We start from the raw sequence: 2,140 nt of genomic DNA, 5'->3' as shown, positions 1-2,140 counted from the left end.
CGCGACGTGCCGCGTCACGCCCGCGCGCGGGTCGCGCTCGCCGCGGCCGCGTTCGGTCGGTGGGCGGTGGACTCCGTCCACCTCGACATCGCCGACGAGGCCGGTCAGCGCGCCGAGGCCCTCGACGCCGTCGCGCTGGGGTTCGTGGGTACCGCCTGCATCCATCCGTCCCAGGTGGCGGTGGTGCGACAGGCCTACGCGCCCGACGACGACGAGGTGGCCTGGGCCCGGAAGGTACTCGCCGCCGCGGAGCACAACCAGGGCGTGTTCCAGCTGGACGGTCGCATGGTCGACGGTCCCGTCTTCCGCCAGGCCGAGGCGACGATGCGTCGCGCGGCCGCCGCCACCGAAGTGACAACCCCCCGGGCCTGATCCGGCCCCGCCCCCGAGGAGCACCGAGATGACCACCTCAAGTCTCGATTCCACCCCACTCGACCCCGCGCTGTCGCATACGCGCGGGGAGACCGACGTCCCTCTCCTCACCCAGACGATCCCCGAGAACCTCGCGGCGACCGTCGAGGAGTTCGGCGACCGCGACGCGCTCGTCGACGTGCAGGCCGGCCGGCGCTGGACCTACAGCGAGTTCCTCGCCGACGTGCGCCGGCTCGCCTCGGGCCTGCACCGTCTCGGGATCCGCGCCGGGGACCGGGTGGGGATCTGGTCGCCCAACCGGTGGGAGTGGGTGATGGTCCAGTACGCCACCGCCGAGATCGGCGCGGTGCTGGTCAACATCAACCCGTCCTACCGCGTCCACGAGCTCGAGTTCGTCCTCAAGCAGGCCGGGATCAAGGCCGTGATCGCGGCGCCGCAGTTCAAGGACTCGGACTACACCGGGATGCTCGCGCAGGTGCAGCCGAACTGCCCGGACCTCGAGCTGGTGGTGCTCTTCGGCGACGAGGAGTGGGAGTCGATGGTCTCCGGTCCCACCGACGCCGACGTCCTCGCGGAGATCCGGGCGGGGCTCACGAACCACGACCCGATCAACATCCAGTACACGTCCGGCACGACGGGGTTCCCCAAGGGGGCGACGCTCTCCCACTCGAACATCCTCAACAACGGGTACTTCGTCGGTGAGCTCATCAACTACTCGGAGGTCGACCGGGTGTGCATCCCGGTGCCCTTCTACCACTGCTTCGGCATGGTGATGGGCAATCTCGCGTGCACCACCCACGGATCGTGCATGGTCATCCCGGCCCCCGCGTTCGACCCGGTCGCCTCGCTGAAGGCGGTGGAGCAGGAGAAGTGCACGAGCCTGTACGGCGTGCCGACGATGTTCATCGCCGAGCTCGCGCTCGAGGACTTCGACTCCTACGACCTGTCGACGCTGCGCACCGGCATCATGGCCGGCTCGCCGTGCCCGGAGGCCACCATGCGCCAGGTGATCGACCGGATGAACATGGAGGAGGTGTCGATCTGCTACGGCATGACCGAGACCTCGCCGGTGTCCACGCAGACCCGCGCCGACGACTCGCTCGACCGCCGGGTGTCCACCGTGGGCCGGGTCGGCCCGCACCTGGAGATCAAGATCATCGACCCCTCGACCGGGGGGACGCTGCCGCGCGGGGAGGCCGGCGAGTTCTGCACCCGGGGCTACAGCGTCATGCTCGGGTACTGGGAACAGCCCGACAAGACGGCCGAGGCCATCGACGAGGCGGGGTGGATGCACACCGGCGACATCGGGGAGATGGACGCCGACGGGTACGTGAAGATCACCGGCCGCATCAAGGACATGGTGATCCGGGGCGGCGAGAACATCTACCCGCGCGAGGTGGAGGAGTTCCTCTACACCCACCCGGACATCCTCGACGCCCAGGTGATCGGTGTGCCCGACCCCAAGTACGGCGAGGAACTCATGGCGTGGGTCCGGCTCAAGCCGGGCCGCGACGACCTCACCGCCGAGGAGGTCCGCGAGTTCGCCACCGGCAAGCTCGCGCGGCACAAGATCCCCAAGTACGTCCACGTCGTGGACGAGTTCCCCATGACCGTCACCGGCAAGGTCCGCAAGGTCGACATGCGCAAGACCGCCGTCGAGATCCTCGGTATGGCCTGACGGCCCCGCCCGACTCACCCAAGGAGTGCGTGAATGTCCAGCAAACTCATGACCGCGGCGGAGGCCGTCGCGGACATCCCCGACGGGGCG

Annotated in this window: 2 protein-coding genes; both read left to right on the top strand. The window is 69.3% G+C overall.

Features of this window, described 5'->3' with window-relative positions; all coding sequences use genetic code 11:
- Nucleotides 1-372: aldolase/citrate lyase family protein (locus tag HMPREF3086_RS00565; protein WP_168169029.1), on the top strand; the 372-nt coding region annotated here is incomplete at its 5' end.
- A gap of 28 nt (nucleotides 373-400) precedes the next feature.
- Nucleotides 401-2,050 carry an AMP-binding protein gene (locus HMPREF3086_RS00560; protein WP_070719693.1) on the top strand — a complete coding sequence of 550 codons (1,650 nt, stop codon included), beginning with the start codon at nucleotides 401-403 and terminating at the stop codon, nucleotides 2,048-2,050.
- Nucleotides 2,051-2,140 lie beyond the last annotated feature (90 nt).

This window comes from Dietzia sp. HMSC21D01, assembly GCF_001815995.1.
Lineage (GTDB): Bacteria > Actinomycetota > Actinomycetes > Mycobacteriales > Mycobacteriaceae > Dietzia > Dietzia cinnamea.
Note: the sequence above shows the minus strand (reverse complement) of the source record. Positions and strands in the feature narration are given on the sequence as shown.